The organism is Campylobacter sp. RM12640, from assembly GCF_020137595.1.
Classification (GTDB): domain Bacteria; phylum Campylobacterota; class Campylobacteria; order Campylobacterales; family Campylobacteraceae; genus Campylobacter_E.
The window spans coordinates 60,689-76,993 of sequence record NZ_JACGAU010000004.1; the positions used below are offsets into that span (position 1 = coordinate 60,689).

Annotated in this window: 15 protein-coding genes; all 15 read right to left on the reverse strand. The window is 26.1% G+C overall.

Going from position 1 to position 16,305, the window contains the following annotated elements; genetic code table 11:
• Positions 1-5 precede the first annotated feature (5 nt).
• The 15 genes from AVBRAN12640_RS02270 to flgC all read right to left on the reverse strand — a co-directional run bounded on the left by AVBRAN12640_RS02270 (position 6) and on the right by flgC (position 16,300).
• Positions 6-2,969 carry a S8 family serine peptidase gene (locus AVBRAN12640_RS02270; RefSeq protein ID WP_336608615.1) on the reverse strand — a complete coding sequence of 988 codons (2,964 nt, stop codon included), beginning with the start codon at positions 2,967-2,969 and terminating at the stop codon, positions 6-8.
• Positions 2,959-5,715 (reverse strand): S8 family serine peptidase, encoded by a 2,757-nt coding sequence (locus AVBRAN12640_RS02275; protein WP_336608614.1) that lies wholly within the window; start codon positions 5,713-5,715, stop codon positions 2,959-2,961. The genes AVBRAN12640_RS02270 and AVBRAN12640_RS02275 overlap by 11 nt, the downstream gene beginning before the upstream one ends.
• A gap of 9 nt (positions 5,716-5,724) precedes the next feature.
• The gene (locus AVBRAN12640_RS02280) at positions 5,725-6,042 is read right to left on the reverse strand and encodes an AzlD domain-containing protein (protein WP_214117848.1); all 318 of its coding nucleotides are present in this window, start codon (positions 6,040-6,042) and stop codon (positions 5,725-5,727) included.
• Positions 6,027-6,683 (reverse strand): AzlC family ABC transporter permease, encoded by a 657-nt coding sequence (locus tag AVBRAN12640_RS02285; RefSeq protein WP_214120295.1) that lies wholly within the window; start codon positions 6,681-6,683, stop codon positions 6,027-6,029. The genes AVBRAN12640_RS02280 and AVBRAN12640_RS02285 overlap by 16 nt, the downstream gene beginning before the upstream one ends.
• Positions 6,680-6,838 (reverse strand): hypothetical protein, encoded by a 159-nt coding sequence (locus AVBRAN12640_RS02290; RefSeq protein WP_214117850.1) that lies wholly within the window; start codon positions 6,836-6,838, stop codon positions 6,680-6,682. The genes AVBRAN12640_RS02285 and AVBRAN12640_RS02290 overlap by 4 nt, the downstream gene beginning before the upstream one ends.
• Before the next feature lie 154 nt (positions 6,839-6,992).
• The gene (rmuC, locus tag AVBRAN12640_RS02295; RefSeq protein WP_336608613.1) at positions 6,993-8,552 is read right to left on the reverse strand and encodes a DNA recombination protein RmuC; all 1,560 of its coding nucleotides are present in this window, start codon (positions 8,550-8,552) and stop codon (positions 6,993-6,995) included.
• The gene (gene kdsB / locus AVBRAN12640_RS02300) at positions 8,542-9,252 is read right to left on the reverse strand and encodes a 3-deoxy-manno-octulosonate cytidylyltransferase (RefSeq protein WP_214120293.1); all 711 of its coding nucleotides are present in this window, start codon (positions 9,250-9,252) and stop codon (positions 8,542-8,544) included. Before kdsB ends, rmuC begins: the two co-directional genes overlap by 11 nt.
• Positions 9,249-10,625, reverse strand: a complete 1,377-nt coding sequence (gene thrC / locus AVBRAN12640_RS02305; RefSeq protein ID WP_214117853.1) for a threonine synthase — start codon at positions 10,623-10,625, stop codon at positions 9,249-9,251. Before thrC ends, kdsB begins: the two co-directional genes overlap by 4 nt.
• Positions 10,625-10,915 carry a divalent cation tolerance protein CutA gene (cutA, locus tag AVBRAN12640_RS02310; RefSeq protein WP_214120292.1) on the reverse strand — a complete coding sequence of 97 codons (291 nt, stop codon included), beginning with the start codon at positions 10,913-10,915 and terminating at the stop codon, positions 10,625-10,627. The genes thrC and cutA overlap by 1 nt, the downstream gene beginning before the upstream one ends.
• The gene (locus AVBRAN12640_RS02315) at positions 10,887-11,828 is read right to left on the reverse strand and encodes a tetraacyldisaccharide 4'-kinase (protein WP_214150325.1); all 942 of its coding nucleotides are present in this window, start codon (positions 11,826-11,828) and stop codon (positions 10,887-10,889) included. The genes cutA and AVBRAN12640_RS02315 overlap by 29 nt, the downstream gene beginning before the upstream one ends.
• Positions 11,828-12,955 (reverse strand): DegT/DnrJ/EryC1/StrS family aminotransferase, encoded by a 1,128-nt coding sequence (locus AVBRAN12640_RS02320; protein WP_214117856.1) that lies wholly within the window; start codon positions 12,953-12,955, stop codon positions 11,828-11,830. The genes AVBRAN12640_RS02315 and AVBRAN12640_RS02320 overlap by 1 nt, the downstream gene beginning before the upstream one ends.
• A 2-nt stretch (positions 12,956-12,957) precedes the next feature.
• A complete protein-coding gene (gene nadE, locus AVBRAN12640_RS02325) occupies positions 12,958-13,665 on the reverse strand; it encodes an NAD(+) synthase (RefSeq protein ID WP_214117857.1) in 708 nt (235 codons plus the stop codon).
• Positions 13,666-13,703: 38 nt separating this feature from the next.
• Positions 13,704-15,494: a penicillin-binding transpeptidase domain-containing protein gene (locus AVBRAN12640_RS02330; RefSeq protein WP_214117858.1), complete on the reverse strand. Its 1,791-nt coding sequence runs from the start codon at positions 15,492-15,494 to the stop codon at positions 13,704-13,706.
• Positions 15,495-15,497: 3 nt separating this feature from the next.
• Positions 15,498-15,797 carry a flagellar hook-basal body complex protein FliE gene (gene fliE, locus AVBRAN12640_RS02335; RefSeq protein WP_214117859.1) on the reverse strand — a complete coding sequence of 100 codons (300 nt, stop codon included), beginning with the start codon at positions 15,795-15,797 and terminating at the stop codon, positions 15,498-15,500.
• A gap of 11 nt (positions 15,798-15,808) precedes the next feature.
• Complete coding sequence (gene flgC / locus AVBRAN12640_RS02340) at positions 15,809-16,300, reverse strand: flagellar basal body rod protein FlgC (RefSeq protein ID WP_214117860.1); 492 nt, start codon at positions 16,298-16,300, stop codon at positions 15,809-15,811.
• Between the last annotated feature and the right edge of the window lie 5 nt (positions 16,301-16,305).

A 16,305-nucleotide genomic window follows, 5' to 3' on the forward strand; every position in this document is an offset into this window, starting at 1 on the left:
GCTCCTTAAAAATTATAATTAATACCCAACATAAACTTATTAGCAAAATAATCTTTAGCATAATTTAACTTATAATTTATCCCAAGATTAAGCCTATCGTTAAAAGAATAACCTAAACCTAAATTAATATTAGTTAATAGTTTTTTTGAAAAACCATTACTAATATCAATGCTATTTTGATAGCTTATATTTTTTGCCTTTAATAAATAATGTTTGTAAAAATTATATTCTAAATCAACACTAGCTAACAAGTTTAAATAATTTAAATTTTTCTTATACTCAAGTCCTATATTTGAATAAGTAAAAAACTTTTTAAAGCTATTAACACTTACGCTAAAATCATTACCTAATTCATTAAAAGAATTTTGTTTATAAAAAATACCATTTAAAGCGACAAAAGGATAAAAATCATTCAATTTATAAGCAAATTTTAAAGTATATGCTAAAGAATTATCATAAAATTTCGCATAATTGCCAAATCTTTCTGTCTTATTTAAAGTATTAATATAACTTAATTTATTATTGATATAAAAATCATCTAAATTAAAATTCGCATTAGCAATTAAGCCAAGAGTTCTTGCATTGTTTTTAAAATCATCATTATAAATATTTGAATTATTATAAACAAAACCTAAAGCGAATTTAAAATCATCTTTTATTAAAGCATTGCTAATTAAAGTCTCATTTGAGCTTTCTTTTAAAGAATTAATTTTATTATATTTATAACTTTGTTCTATATTAAAATCATCTTTTAAATCATTTGCTTGAATACTTTTAACCTTTGCAATATTCATTAAACTATTATCGTATAAATCATTAGCAAAAAGCTTATTTGTATTTTTTGCTAATTCGTCTTGGGTAGTATTTAAAATACTAGCATAAAACAAATCAGCTCTTCTTAAATTGTATTCAGCTTCGCTTAAATGCCCATCTAAATTAATATTATTATAAGCTAAATCATCGCTTGTTTTATCTCTTTTACCAACTTCGTATTCTAAATAATTATCAAGTTGATTAAACAATAATTGATAATTTTTGCTTGCAAAATCATTTAAATTATTAATTTTATTTAAATCAATTCTTTTAACCATAACGCTTACTTTATCATTAGTATAAGTTGGCTCATTAATTTCTAAAAAGGTTACTAATGATTGCACTGATTTAAATCTATTTTCAATGCTTTTTGCCGTTAGAATATCTACATTTTGACCTTGAGTTATATTTGCACCTGATTTAACACCTACTAAATTAAATTCCCCGTCTAATTTAGCATTACCTAAAACTCTAAAACTCTCGCCTAAATTAGAATAAATCTTGCTATTTGCACCTAATTCAAGGCTACCTAAAGTTAAACCTTCGTTTATTAAAACACTATTATTTGTAATACCACTTGCAGTTGTATTGCTTACTCTTAAAACACCATTTGTATTTGTAAAATGTGCTTGATTTTTCTTACCAGTTAGCCACAATGTGCCGTTTTTAATCTCGCTATTACCTTTAAAAGTATTATCCCCACTTAATACTAAAGTCCCAATTCCATCTTTAATAAGACCAAAATCACCTTTAATATTATTTGAAAATACATATAAATTATCTAAATCCACATTAGCATAAAAGTCTTTTCTAAACTCAGCAACCCCATTCATAGCACGAGTAGGATTTAAAATCCCTACCCCAAAACGAGCCTTAATATCATCAGCATTATTTGTAGTGCTTGTAACCTTAAATGCGGTTGTAAATAAACTCTCTTTAATATTATCATTACTCATCCAAGGGTATTTTTCATAAATTAAAGCCGCCACACTAGCAGTTATTGGGGTGCTATAACTTGTGCCTTCAATTCCATTTATTTCAAAAGGAGCTGAAATACAATCATCCCAACCATTTTTCTTGCAAGTATTTCCGTGATGAAAAACTTCTTTAATTGCTCCATCATTATCTTGTATGTAAAAATGCTTTCCATATTCATCTACTCTTGCAGCATTGGTTTTATATCCTAAAACAATTACCCAACCTTTTCTTAAAGGACTATCAAGTGGGATTGCGTGGGTTGTAAAAGGCTTATTAATATTATCAGTAATATTACCTGCTGCGTTAAAAACTAAAGCATTATTTTTCATAATTGCCGTATAAAATATGCCTGTATTTGGACTTGAATAATCTAAATTACTATATTCATAAGATTGATTAAAAAACCTAACTCCACTATTTGATAAAGCATCAATTGTAGCGGCTAAATTAATATCATCGCCAATTTCACTTTTACTAATAGGATTTACTATATTTGCAAATTTAATCTCACTTGCAATTGTATTTGCAGTATTCATTACATTTTTGCCGTGTAAAATAGGGCTATTATTGCTATCTTTTAAAAAAGAATTTGAATAGTTTTTACTTATAAAATTATCATCATCTATCCTATTTGCCAATGAATTCCATTTAGTTTGATTTGTCTTTTTATAATCAAAATGCTTATTTACTAAGACATTTTTTAAATCATCAGTCCCCGAATCATTTACCCCGATAATTATTCCTTTTCCTAAAAAGCCTTGATTCCAATTAGGGCTAAATCCATAGCTAGTTTGATTATTATTTGACCTTGAAACTTCTTTGTTTGAATAGCTTGATGGATTATTTGCACTTTGAAAAGTAGCTAAATTTGTATCATAAAGCTTAGCAAAAACACTAATAGTAGCAGTATCAGTTTTAGTGTTTAACTTAGTGGCTATATTGGTTTTTTTAGGTGTATTAATTACAGGCAAATTAGAATAATCCGAAGTTATTTTGGCATTTTCAACTATGTTTTGAAAATTCTCATTAGTTGATACTTTAGCTGTAGGTTTATGTGGTCTTGAAATAGAAGTATTTTGTGAAGATTTTATATTAGGAGTTTGAGTATTAGCTTCGCCTCCACCACCACAAGCACTTAATAAAAATATAGAAGCAATTAATGATAGTTTAAAATTCATATAAAAATCCTAAATTAAATTTATTTGCAAAATAATTCTTAGCAAATGAATTATTATAATCAAAATTAAAATTAACTTTATCATTTAAACGATAAGATAAATTAATACCTAAATTAAATAAATATTGTTTATAAAAGCCATTTGATATTTTTAATTCATCAGAAAAATCATATTTAGCTAAAAAATAATAATCTTTATTGAAATTATATTCTAAATCAGCATAAGTTTTAAGATTTAGCTTTTTAAAAGCAAAATTAGAATTAATTCCTAAATTAGCATAATAAAAGTCTTTATTAAACTTATTAAACGATAAAGCTAATAGATTGCTATTTTCACTAAAACTATCTTGAAAATACTTCAAATAATTTAACCTAAAATAAGGACTAATATTATTATTTAATCCTAATTCACTTGAGATTAAAAAGGCTTTATTTTTAAATTTTGAGCTTAAATCAAATCTATTTGCATTATTTTTAATATCAAAATATGAAATCAAATTCTTAGAATAATAATCATCTAAATCTATTTTATAACCTGCTAAAAAGCCTAAAGTTCTTGAAGTGTTTTTAAAATTATCATTATAAATCCTAGCGTCATTATAAACAAAAGCAAGACCTAAATTATCAAAATTATTAGCTATTTTATATTCACTTGAACTTTCTTTTAAATCACTAATTTTATTGTAATTATAACTTACTCCAAAATTATCAAAACTTATTTTATTTAGTGATTTTATCCTTGCGATATTTAAAATTGAGTTTGTATAAATATCTTCTGCAAATAATAATTTCGTAGTAGATGCTAATTCATCTTTTGTTGTATTTATTATCGCATTTGCAATCATATTGTATTTTAAAAACTCGCTTTCGCTTAAATTACCATTTAAATTCACTTCTTTATAATTTGCCTTATCCAATGGTAAATCAGGCTTTTTTGTTTCATAAAGTAATCTATCAAATTTTGAAAATAAACTTGTGTAATTTTTCTTAGCATAAGCATTTAATTCAGGTAAAGTATTTAAATCATCAATTTTATCTACCTTAATACTTAAATTATTTTTATCATATATTGGTTCGCTTAATTTCAAAAATGTAGAATTTGGTTTTATATTTTTAAACTCACCTTCAATACTTCCTGCTGTTAAGATATTTTCTCTTTCTTTATTTAAAGTATAGCCGTATTTAACCCCAACTACATTTAAATCCCCATTAAGTATAGCTTTATTAATTACATTAAATTTTTCGCCTATATTTGTATAAACTACGCTTGTATTAGCTAATTTTAGATTATTAACTTCCATTCCTTCATTAACTAAAATTCCATTATTAGTTAAATTTGCAGCACTAGCATTACTCATTCTTAATATAGAATTATTAGTAATACTAGCTTTATTTGAATTACTAAGCCACAAAACACCTTTTTTAATACTTATATCTCCTGTAAAAGTGTTTGCTCCACTTAAAGCAAGAGTTCCAATCCCATCTTTAATAAGCCCTGCATTACCACTAATATCATTTGAGAATACATATAAATTATCTATATCTACATTGGCATTAAAATCATGCCTTAAACTTGCAACTCCATTCATTGCTTTTGCTGGATTTATAATGCCTTCTCCAAAATGAGCTTTAATATCACTTGCACTTGCTCCATAAACCTTATAAGCTGTTGTAAAAATACTCTCTTTAATATTATCATTACTCATCCAAGGATATTTTTCATAAATTAAAGCACCAAGAGTTAAAATAGCTGGGGCACTAAAGCTAGTTCCTCTATTATTATTTATTAAAAAAGGAGCTGCTATACAATCATCCCAACCATATTTTTTGCAAGTATTTCCTGCAGAATATACATATTTTTTAACCCCATTATCCATAATATAATAAATATTTTTGTAATCTTTTTTTGGTTTTTCATCATAATAACCAAGTGCAATTATCCAACCTTTTCTAAGTGGGCTATTAATAGGTAAAGCATGAGCTGAAAAATCTCCTGTTGTTTCCTCATTTCCCGCTGAACTAACTATAAGAGCATTATTTTGCATAATTGCTGGATAAAAATTCCCAACTAATTCTTCGCTTTTATTAATTTCGCCTATTTCTGCAAAAGAACGATTAAAAAACCTTATCCCACTATTTGATAAATAATCAATTGTAGCGGCAAGATTTATATCATCTCCTGAACTTAACTTATTTTTATATGCATCAAGTAAAGGTAAAGGCACATTAGCAAATCTTATATCCTTTGCTAAATGATTTGCTGTATTCATTACTAGCATTCCATGAGTTGCTTTTGCTTTTGTTTTTTCATTAATCAAAACAGAGCTTTTGTAAGTGTTAGCAGTAAAATTAGTATTTTTTAATCTATAATCTAGTGATTTCCAATGTTTTCTATCTACTTCTTTATATTCATAATGATTATTAAAAGCTAATTTGCTTAAATCACTTGTCCCTGTATCTAGGATAGCTAAGATTATTCCTGTTCCTAAAAAACCTTGATTCCAATTAGAGCTAAAGCCTATATTTGTAACATAGATTGATGAAGAATTTTGCGGTGTGAATTTTAAATAACTACTATTATATAAACTATCTTCTAAATTAAAATTAGCAGTAGGCAAATAATTTGTATAATCTTTATTAATTGTGCTTTGATTATTTGAATTATTTGGCTCTACACTAGCAGCACCACCGCCACCACCACAAGCACTCAAAAACAATAAACTAAGTAATAAAACACTATATCTCAATGTAAATTCCTAAAAAATAATTTCGTGTAAAACATAAAAAACACAAGTTGCTAAAATAATGCTAATAAAACCTTTTTTAAACATTATATGAGAGATTAAGGCAACAAGCCCAGCTACTAAATAATCACTTGCATAAGGTGGGTTTTCATAATCTAAGCCTTTATATAAAAAGCAAACTAAGATAACCATAATCAAAAGTGGCATATGTTTTTCAAGATACATTAAAAGTTCATTTGGTTTTTTTGTCCCAAAAAATATATAAGCTAAAGCCTTTAAAACAACAGCACTAAAACCAGCAATTAATAAAGCACTCATCGTATAAGACATAATTTCTTTCCTAAAATCAATATAAAAATTCCTGAAAAAATACAACTTAACATCATATATTGTTTATCTATGAAAAATAAACCTATAAGCCCAAGAGTTAAGGCTATGAAAAATACTTTATTTTCTTTATGTTTTATGTAAAGTTCGTAAGCTAAAACTATAAATAAAGCATTTAAAGAAAATCCTAAAGCACTATAATCAGCCTTAGCAAAACTTGCTATAAAATACCCTACAATACAACCAAAAATCCAATAAAAATGATTAAAAGTTAGAATTAATACGGCAGTTTTTTTATCATAATCTTTTGCACTAAGTAAGGCAAAACTCTCATCAGTTAAAGTAAAAATCGCATAGTATTTTATAAAGCCTAAATCTCTAAAATATTTTAAAGCTCCTAAAACATAGAAAAAATGTCTAAGATTTAGCAAACTTGAAGCTATTAAAATCTCTACTAAACTAGCACCAGAGCTAAGTAAAGATAATAATAAAAATTGCAATGACGCAGAAAAAACAAAAACAGCAGCCACAAAAACTTCAAAAAAACTAAAAGAATTTGAATAAGCAAGAATGCCAAATGCAATACCAATTACTATATAAGCAACGGCAACGGCAAAAGTATCAATTAAAGCTTGTTTTATCATTTTGTATACTTTTTGATATATTCATCTACATTGCTTACTTCTTGTTTTTTTATAACTTTTTCTTGTTTTACATTATTATCATCATCTTGAAAATATATGTAATCAATCCCAAAAAGTATTCCTATAAATATAATTAATGGTATTAAAAAAATCATTTTCTCTCCTAAATGTATGCTTATAAATAATAACAAATTTTTTTAAAAAAACAATTCAAAAATTTTAAAAAAATCCCCTTAAAATAGAACTTTTAAAAGGATTTATAATTTATTATTTAATTCATAAAACTTTTAAAAATAATTAATACTTTAATTATTTTTCATCAATCAATCTAGTAATTTCACTATCTTTTAAATCTTTTGCTAATTCGCTTAATTCTTTTTTGTTTTTAATACCTAAGGCTTTTAGATTTTCTAAACGAGAACTAATACTACCTTTACCATATAAATGAGTATCAATTTTTAAAAAACCATTTTCGCATTGTTTTTTTAATTTTTCATAATCTTCATAAAAACTAGCGTATTTATCATAAAATTTACCAAATTCATTAAAGACTTTTAAAGCGTTTTGATTTACTTCATAGTTTTTCCAGCCAAAATAAATCATTTTAAGTCCCATAAAAAGCGTAGTAGGACTTACTAAAAATATCTTTTTAGCTTCGGCTTTTTTAAAAATCTGCGAATCACTTTCTAAGGCTAAATCTAAAATATTTTGATAAGGCACAAATAAAATCACATATTCATTTGCAAAATCAACTGCTAATTCATAATCTTTTTTCGCAAGTTCATTTATCCTAGCATTTAAATTATTTGCAATTTCATCTTTATAAACTTCTAAATTATCACTACTTGGTAAAGAGAACTTAGAATCAATAATAACGCATTTGTTAGGTTCAAAATACACAATCGCATCTGGTCTTTTTGTATTATTATCACTATCTTTAAAGCTTTCTTGCATAAAAAAATGCTCGTTTTCAATAAGCCCACTAGATAATAAACACTGCTTAAGCATAATCTCGCCAAAATCCCCACGAGCCTTTTTATCACCTTTTAAAATATTAGCAAATTCATCAGCCTTTTTGCCTAAATTCTGACTTGTTTCAAACATTGTTTTTATATTGTTTTCTATACTTGTATTTTGCTTTAATAAAGCTTTTTCATATTCGCTAATTTGCTCTTTTAAAGGGCTAAAAATCTTGTTTAAAAGCTCATTTGAATTATTTAATAATACTTTTGTGTTTTCTTCATAAATTAATTTTGAGCTTTTTTCATTTTGCTCTTTTAGGTTATTCTCTAAGGTTTTTAAAGTATTTTCATATTTTTCTTCTAAAGATTTTAAATTGTTTTCATACAATTTTACTTTTTCGTTTAAAGCTTCGTTTTTAGCATTTTCTAAATGGTATTTAGAAGATAAATTATCTAAAATATCTTTTGTATTTTTTAAGTTTTCACACTCTTTTTCAAATTGCTCTTTAGTATTTTTAAGCTCTTCATTTAGCCTTGAAAGTTCTGTATTTAAAATTTCATTTTGATTACGCTTGTTTGCTATTTCAGCATTTATAAAATTATTCTCGTTTTTTAATTCTTTATAATCATTTTCAAGATTACTTATTTTTTCGCTTAAAGCCGAGTTTTGAATATTTAAATTATTTCTTTCATTTTCAATTTGCACTAAATTATTTTTATAATTATTTAATTCTTGTTTTAAATTCTCACTCAAAACACTCAAATATTCTTTATCTTTAGCAAGAGATAAAAACTCGTTTTTAAGCAAGCTCTCACTCTTAAAAATATTTATATAACGAATATAAAAAATAATGCAAACTATAAAAAATACAATACTAATAATGGCTAAAATTAGCTCATTTGTCATTTTCTAAAACCTGCAATAATCTTTCATAATCAGCCTTTGTATCAATACCAAAAGACTTTGTATTAATCTCACACATTTTAATGATTTTGCCATTTTCAATAGCTCTTAATTGCTCCAATTTTTCAATATGTTCTAAGCTTGATTTAAGAGTTATAAATTCTTTTAAAGACTTAGCTGTATAAGCGTATATGCCTAAATGATGATTGTATTTTACACCCTTTTTATCTCTATCATAAGGAATTGGTGCTCTTGAAAAATATATAGCATTTTGCTTAGTATCAAGGACTACTTTTACCATATTTTCATCACTTGGAGTATCTTTTATAGTATAGCAACTCGCCATAAAAAATTCATTCTTAAATTCATTGCAAAATTCTTTAAACTTAATTAAATTGCTAAGCTCAAATAAAGGCTCATCTGCTTGAAGATTTATAATTAGTTCATCATCATTAAGACCTAAAATATCAACGCATTCAGCTAATCTTTCAGTCCCACTTTCGTGAGTTTGCTTTGTTAAAATAGCTGTTAAATTATATTCTTTTGCTAATTCTAATACCTTAGAACTATCAGTGGCAATCACAACCCTATCAGCCTTACTAGCATTTAAAGCTGTGTAAATACACATAGGAATGCCTTTGATTGGCACTAAAATCTTTTCACTAAAACGACTTGATTTAAGTCTAGCAGGAATTATAATCATTGTTTTATCCATTCTATTATTGTTTTTTTAATCTCATCTACTTTTATATCTTTTGCATAATAATTAGTTGAATTTAAAGCATTTAAAAGACTATCATTCAGCTTATAATTATACTTTTTAGCCAAATCTTTAATGCCACTTAATTCATCTTTAAATATGCCTAAAGCTTTTTGAATACTAGGGGTAAACTTAGTCCATTCAGCAGTAGAGCAAATCACATTAAAACTATCATCAAGAGCATTAATAGCTGTTGCTGTGTGTGGGTCTAATAAATAATTTTTATAAGCTTTAATATTTTCTAAAGTTTCGGTATCACTGCATTTATAAGCTATAAAATGCTCTTTTAATCTAGCAAGTTCATCTTTAGTGATTTTAAAATATTTATCACTTTCAAGACTTAAATATAATTGTTTAGTTCTACTAGCTCCGAAGAAATAATACATTAAGCGTTCAAGATTTGATGATTTTAAAATATCCATAGCAGGAGAATAAGTGCATTTAAACTCACGATTTCTTAAATCATATTCACCTGTAGTAAAGAAATCATAAAGAATTGTATTTTCATTGCTTACGATTTTGATTTTATCTATATTTGCACCCATTTGCTTAGCATAAAAACAAGCAAGTGCATTACCGAAATTCCCACTAGGAATTATCACATTTATTGGGTTTTTGTATTGAAGACTAAGATAATAATGATATAGCAATTGATAAGTAATTCTTCCGAAATTAAGTGAATTTGCAGCACTTAGATTTAAGCCTTGATTTTTTACAATTTCTTTAAATTCTTTATCATTTAATAGATTTTTTAATGTGCTTTGAGCATCATCAAAATTACCATCAATTGCTAATACTAAAGAATTACCATAATCTACATTAGCCATTTGACGCTCTTGAACAGCACTTGTTTTTCCTTTTGGGAAAATACAAACTACTTTTGAACTTTTGTTTTTACTAAATGCACTAAGAGTTGCTGGGCCTGTATCTCCGCTAGTAGCACAGATAATTAAATGCTTATCATTATCCATAAGTCTTGCAAGTGGTGCTAATGCTAAGTCCTTAAAAGCTCTAGTTTTTCCGTGAAATAATTCACATATATCAGTTTTACTATCAAGTTTTTTGATAACAAAAGGCTCTTTAGTATCAAAATCTAAATATTCATCTAAACTCTTTTCAAAATTACTCAAATCATCACTCAAACTTGAAAAAATCTTTTTAGCAAATTCTTTATAACCCAAACCTTTTAATTCATCTTTATTAAATACTTGCAATTTACTAGGGCAAAACAATCCCCCATCGCTTGAGAGTGGGTTTTTAAGTGCATTTGCAAAATCACTTGTAATGTTTTCATCTCTACTTGAATAAAATATCATTATTTCTCCTTTAAAAATTCTAAATACTTATCTTTTGCTTTAAATTTATAATACACAAACTCAAAACATTCGTAATTATGGTGTTTTTTGATTATTTTATAAACCTTTTTTATATTTTTTGATTTTATTTCTAAACTAAACTCATCATCATTAATAATTTTTCCGTCCCATTTATAAATACTTGTAATTTTAGCAATATGAATACACTTGCTAAGCTCTTTTTTGATTATTTTATTTGCAATTTTTTTAAGCAATTCTAAATCATTGCTGGTTGTCTTTATAAGATACATTAAATTCCTTTAAATAATTAAATATAGCTGTTTTTAACTCATCAAAAATTATTAATTCTTCATCAATTAATATAGTTTCTAAATTAAAATCTTTTATTTTTACATAATCTTTTTTAGTTAGCAAAATATATTTTGCATTGTGCTTTTGCATAAGATTTATTAGCTCTTCTTTATTAAAGCTTGAATGGTCGTTATAAAAATAATAAGCTTTTACTAAATCTTTATATTGCAATAATCTAAAAGGCTTTGCAATAGCTGATATTAAAATCATATCTTCTTTAATGTCTTTAATAAAAGAAGTCCTTTTAAAATGTAAATCTTGATAAGCATTAAAATCTGCAAATTTTTCATAACTTTTAGGAAGTCTATAAGCTCCACTTGGAAGGGTAAAATTATATTTATATTTTATATTTGAGTTTAATAAAATATCAAATTTTTTTATATTTGTCTTAGAAAAAGCATCATCTAAAATAATACATTTTGCACCCAAACTAATAGCCTTTTGAATGCCTTTAATTCTATCTTCACTAACTATTACATTTGCTTTTGTAAATAAAGCGTGTTCTAATGCTTCATCACCTGCGTTTAAATAATCGCTTAGAATTTGATTATGCAATTTTACTACAAGCAAACCTTTGCTTTTGCGTTTATAACCACGAAGAATAATAAAAATATCATCGTTATAAATAGGATAAAGCATATCGCTTAAAGCCTTGCAAAATGGGGTTTTACCATTACCGCCTACGCTGATATTTCCTACGCTAATTATTGGAATTTTAAAATCATTTTTCTTTGTAGATTTAAAGTTTTTACTAGCAATAAAAGAATATATATAAGAAAACGGCAAAAGAGTGAAAATTAAAATCTTTTGCCATAAATTAGGATTAAAAAAATATCTATCAATAAAACCCATTAAATCCAGCTTGAATCAAGAGTTTTTATAGCATCACAAACTCTTTTTACATCTTCATCGCTAAGATTTATATGAATTGGTATTGATAAAATCTGAGCATAGTTTGCTAAAGCATTTGGAAAATCATTGATTTTTAGATTATATTTTTGTTTATAGTAGCTTAAGAAATTTAAAGGTATAAAATGAATTCCTGTATTTATCCCCATTTCTTTTAGCTTTTTAGCAAAATTATCTCTATTTTTATCAACCTTTATTATGTATCTTAAAAATGTGTGTTCTGGGGTTGTTGTAGGTAATTTAATATGTTTTAAACCTTTTAGCTCTTCATTATAAATATTTGCTATTTCTCTTCTTCTTTTTAAGTAATATTTATAATTTTTTACTTTAGATAAAGCCAAAGACGCACATACTTTAGTGATTTCATACTCGTGTCCAATATCTGTTACATCATAAAAATATCCAAGATTGCCATCATCTCCCCAAGCATTTGATGAAATTCCATTTGAGTTTAATAATTTTGCTCTTTCATAAACTTTTTCATCATTAATTACTAAAAATCCGCCTGCAAACACAGGGTCTTTTCTCATAGCATTAAACCCAAAAGAAGATATTAAATCCTTAGTTCCTACTAATTCGCCTTTATACTCCATACCAAGTGCAAAACCACAATCATTTATTACAGATACATTGTATTTTTCACATAAAGCTCTAATTTCATCAAGTTTTGCTGCAAGTCCTGCGGTATGATTTACAAAAACTGCTCTTAATTTCTTGTGATTATGTTTAATTAGTGCTTCTTCTAAACTCTTTATATCAATATTAAAACTATCAAGCTCAACATCTACAAAAATAGGTTCAGCATCAAAATATCTAATACTTTGAGCAATTGTTGGAAATGAATTTACAGAGCAAATTACCTTATCTCCACGCTTTAAATCAATCGCACTTAAAGCTAAATGGTGTGCTGCTGTGTGATTATTGGTTAAAACTATACGAGAACCTTTATAAATTTCACTTAAACTATCTTCTAATAATTTAATACTATTTATATCATTATCTAATGATTTAATTAAAAACTCTTTATCATCTTCTGTAATTACATTTAAAAAACAAGAAATTTCTTTCATATTTATGACCTTTTAAATATTTTTATATTTTCTCTTTTGAACTTATTTTTATTTATTCTATCTAATAGTTTTATATAATTATTATCAATTATATTTTTTTCATAATTTTTTAAAAACTTATCAATTTCTGTATAAGTAAAACCAATATCACTCTCATCATCTTGACCTTCATAAAGGTCTGCACTTGGTTTTTTACTAATTATATTATTAGGTAGTTCTAAAAATTTAGCAAACTCAAATAATTCACTCTTGTAAAAATCACCTAAAATATTAAAAGCACAGGCTAAATCTCCCCAAATAGTGCCATATCCTAACATTAATTCACTCTTATTGCTTGTCCCTGCTACTAATAAATTATGCTTAGCTGAATAATCATATAATAAAGTCATTCTAATCCTAGCTGCAAAATTTCCTATTAATACCTTGTCATTAGAACCACTTGCTTTAATAAATTCATCTAAAATATTTTGAATATTTATAATTTCATATTTTAAAGCATATTTATTTGCTAAATTAATAGCGTCATCAAGATTTGTTTTATTTGAAATATTAGTAGGCATTATAAGACAATGTGGCTTTTTTTCGCACTCGCTTAATATTCTTAATACAATAGCACTATCAAGCCCACCACTAAGCCCTAAAACAGCACCATTAAAATTTTTTAATATTTCATTAGCAAATGAAATCATTTGATTTTTAATATTTTGCATTATTTATCCGTTTTTAGGGGCATTTTATAAAATAAATATTAATCAATTCTATTATAACTTGGCTTTAAAAAACCATCTTCTATTAATTGATTAATAGCAAGTGCTGCAACAGGTAAAGCTGTTTGGGCTGCATAATATCCTTCTTTATCTTTATCAGGACTCATTACTAAAACACCAATTGTGTATCTATTGTTTTCATCATTTGCAAAACCGAAGAAATTTGCATTATATTCTCTTTCATATTTTCCACTAACGCTAATTCTTGCCGTTCCTGTTTTACCACCTACACTAATTCCTAAAGGCCAATATTTTGCTAAAGATTTTTGATTTGCAGTTTTTATTAATATCCTATTCATCTGCTTTGCAATTTCAAGTGGCAAGACTTCTTTTTCTGTTTTAGTATATATTTCTTTTAATTCCTTATCTTCATTATAATATTTAGCAATTTTAGGACTAATCCAAATTCCACGATTGTTAAATACATTATAAGCTGCTAAAAGTTGTATAAAGGTGGTTCTAAAACCATATCCATAAGCCATAGTATTTTTTTCTACTTCATAAGTTTTTTTAGCATCTTTTATAAAACCTGCTTTTTCATAAGGCAAGTCAATACCAGTTAAATTTCCTAAATTAAATTCCAAATAACCATTAATTAATTCTTTTACATTTTCTTTATTAGAAATTTGAACCATTCCTATATTTGATGAATGAACTATAATATCTTCAGCAATCATACTATCCATAGGATGTGTATCTGTTATGTAAAACTTATCAAGCTTCATTCTTCCGCCATAAGTCTTTACCCATTCAAAAGGGGTTATGCGATTTAGTTTTAATAAATTAGCAAAAGCAATTGGTTTAATTACCGAGCCTGGTTCGTATTCAAATTCTACAGCATCGGTATTTAGATACGATAAATCACTTTTTCTATGATATGGGTCATACCTTTTGCTAGTTGCTAGTGCAATTACACTTGCATCTTTGCTATCTAAAATGCCTATTATTACTTGCTTAGCACCAAAATTTTTTCTAGCAACACTTGCTATATTTTCTAACCCTTTTTGAAGCTTTAAATTTACATTTAAATATACATTACTACCATTAATTCTATCACTTAAAAAGCTATCAGAATTTATAATTATATTTCCACCAATATCCTTACTACCTGTTATTTTATAATCACTTTTAGGGCTTAAATACTGCTCATAATATTTTTCCAAACCTTTTTTTGGAATATTTGAATATATTCCATCTTCTAAACTTAGTTGAGAATAACCAAGAATTGGGGTTAAAATATCTCCTTTAGAAAAAACTCTTTCTTCTTTATGTTCAATTATCTCAAGTCTTCTTGTGCTTACTTTTCCATTTGCATTTTTAAAGGATTTAAAAAATCCTGAAACATAAAGTTTTTTAGATAATTCTTGTAAATAACTTGCGGCTTTTGAATCAATTTCTTTTGATAAAACAAAATTATAAACCTTTTTTTGCTTTAAAGCTTTTAATAATCTTGCTTTAATATCTTTCATTTCTTTATCATCAATAAAGGCATAAATCTGAAATAATTTTAAAAAATAATCTAATTTATCTAAATTAATACTTCTAATATCAATTTCAGCTCTATAAATTCTTCTACTAGTTACTAATGTATATCCATCAGCACTAATAATATCTCCATTTAAAGCACCTACTCGCTCACCTCTTTCAATACTACCTACATTCCTTTCATTAGTTTTGCTTCTAACAAAAGAAAAAATAATAAAAAAAGAAGCGAGCAACAAAAAAAACAATACTATAAAAGTCTTTTTACTAGGCTCATAAGGTGTTTGCATTTTTTATATTTGAGTTCTACTTATCTCTTTGTATGCGTTAATAGCTTTATTTCTAACTTCTAACATAAATTTCATACTTGTTTCAGCCTTGTTAATAGCAATAGCTGCTTGATGTAAATCTTTCACATTTCCAGTAGCTACATCAGCCATAGCTTTATCTGATACAATTTGTTCTTTATTTAGCTCTTCTAATTCTTGTTTTAAAGCATCTGCAAATGAAAAACCATTATCAACTTTATTAGAATTTGATTTGGTATTTTCAATACTTTGAATCAAACTTGGATTGATTTTAATATTATTCATATTTTAAATTCCTATCTTAATAAATCAATAGCACTTTGAGCTATTGTTTTAGCACTTGTAAATGCTGCCACATTTGCTTGATAAGCCCTTGTTGCCTCAATTAAATTACTCATTTCTACAACAGGATTTATATTAGGATATGCTACATATCCTTTAGCATTTGCATCGGGATGATTTGGCTCGTATTTTAATATAAAATCCTTATCATCTCTTACTACTTTATCTACTACTACACCCATAACAGCAGGCTTTGCTTCAGGAAAATTTACAGGGTCATTTAAAGGATTTTCATACTCAAAAAAACTATTTTTAGAATTAATTTCTTCATTTAAAACATCATCAAAATTAACGGCTTTAAATACTACATCTTGCCTTCTATAAGGACCACCTTCATTTGTTCTAGTAGTATTTGCATTAGCTATATTTGAGCTAATTAAATTCATTCTAAATCTTTGAGCGCTTAGTCCATATCCACTAATATCAAAATCGCTTAAAAATGCCATAAATT